This window comes from Bradyrhizobium sp. CCBAU 25360 (assembly GCF_028128695.1).
Classification (GTDB): domain Bacteria; phylum Pseudomonadota; class Alphaproteobacteria; order Rhizobiales; family Xanthobacteraceae; genus Bradyrhizobium; species Bradyrhizobium ottawaense.
In genome coordinates, this window is record NZ_LBJA01000016.1 from 1 (window position 1) to 1514 (window position 1514).

At 56.7% G+C, this 1514-nt stretch carries 2 protein-coding genes and 1 pseudogene; 1 reads left to right on the forward strand and 2 read right to left on the reverse strand.

Features of this window, described 5'->3' with window-relative positions:
* Positions 1-153 (forward strand): annotated as a pseudogene (locus tag XH81_RS04790) (bifunctional methylenetetrahydrofolate dehydrogenase/methenyltetrahydrofolate cyclohydrolase); the annotation flags it as partial.
* Between the two features lie 140 nt (positions 154-293).
* Here XH81_RS04790 and XH81_RS04795 read toward each other — a convergent pair.
* Both XH81_RS04795 and XH81_RS04800 read right to left on the reverse strand, forming a co-directional pair.
* Positions 294-1094, reverse strand: coding sequence for an IclR family transcriptional regulator (locus XH81_RS04795; RefSeq protein ID WP_271596014.1), 801 nt, complete (start codon positions 1092-1094; stop codon positions 294-296).
* A 3-nt stretch (positions 1095-1097) separates the two neighbouring features.
* A partial coding sequence (locus tag XH81_RS04800; protein ID WP_271596015.1) for a M24 family metallopeptidase occupies positions 1098-1514 on the reverse strand: 417 nt, incomplete at its 5' end.

The following is a 1514-nucleotide window of genomic DNA, read 5'->3' on the forward strand; positions in this document are numbered from 1 at the left end:
GATTTCGAGGGTGCGCGCAGCGTCGCCGGTGCGCTGACACCAGTCCCGGGCGGAGTGGGTCCCATGACCATCGCGCGCCTGCTCAGGAACACGGTCGAGGCCGCCTGCCGCCGACGCGGTGTTTCTTCGCCGCTTGGCAATGGCGCGGACTAATCGCCGCAGCGCAGGGGTCCGTTCGGGCTCAAACGCTTGCCCTTCCAATGCTGATTCAAGACAACTTTCAACGAGGTGCCGGAGCTGGATTAGCTGGAGGGCTGACGGTCCACTGCGGCTGCCGGTCATTCATGCACAGTCTACGAAACTGCAATTCTGCTTATTCGCCTTGCCGCGGCCGTAATTACTGCCCCAGCTTCTTCGATATCAATATCCTTGGAGAAATATGGAGAAAATGAAAGGCTGATAGCACTGCGCGGACCGGCCGTCGGCTGTTTGATCAATGCACCAACCGAAATGATGCCGTCGATATTCTCGTCCTGAACTACGGCAAAACCACGCTCCTTTGTCAGGTGGATTTCGTTTAGAACGAGGTAAGGATCTGTAATGGTCTTGCTTGTGATCCGGCGCAGGGGGCCCGGTCCCAGAATTTCGAGGACCTCTTCATCGCGAAAAGAGGACAGAATGCATCTTCCGATTGCTGTGGAGTGCAGGGAAAGTTCGTCTCCAGGTTCGGCGCGAACGGAGACGGGAGCGTCGCCGGCCAGCCACATCAGGTATATCGCTCGTCGCCCTTGCAGCGTCGCCATATAAGAATCGACACGCAGCTTCCTTGTGACTTCCTCAAGTTCTTTGCGCGCTTCGACCAATAGATTGTCCCGGCGCATTAGTGATGCACCAAAGATCAGAGTCTGATAACCAATGGTGTAGCGCTTCGTATCGGGATCGCGCCGGAGATAATGCCGCTCCGCGAGCGTGTTGACCAGTCTCTGAACGATTGCAGGGCTCAGTTCGAGAAGGCGGGCCAATTCTCGCGTGCCGATGGGCCTTTCAGCTTGGTTTACGGCTTCCAGAATTTCGAGGCCACGTTCGAGCGATTGGCTCTTAGACATACGGTTGTCGAGCGTACTCGACGACATCCGATCTGTTTCGATGGCCATGTTTCAATGGGACCGGCAGAGTTCCCGGGACGACTCAGTCAGCAACTCACAGCCTGTATCGGTCACTATCACGGTGTCTTCAACCATCATCCCGCCCCAGCCGATCTCATAATACGGGGTTTCGACACAGAGCACCATACCAGGTTTCAGAATTGTCTCACTGCTTGGCCCGATCAACGGAAATTCATGGGACCGCAATCCGATTCCGTGGCCGCAGTGGTTGCGCTGATACTCGGGCAAGGCGCCAGATCTCACTTCCTTCATTGCTGCCGCGAAGATGGCACTGGCAGCGATGCCGGGACGCACCAACCCCAATTCGATGCGCTCGCCTCTCAAGAGTGCGCTGTACCGGTCTCTTGCAAGGGCGCCAGGATCTCCGATTGCATAGGTCCGCGCCATATCTGAGTAGTAACCGTTAAC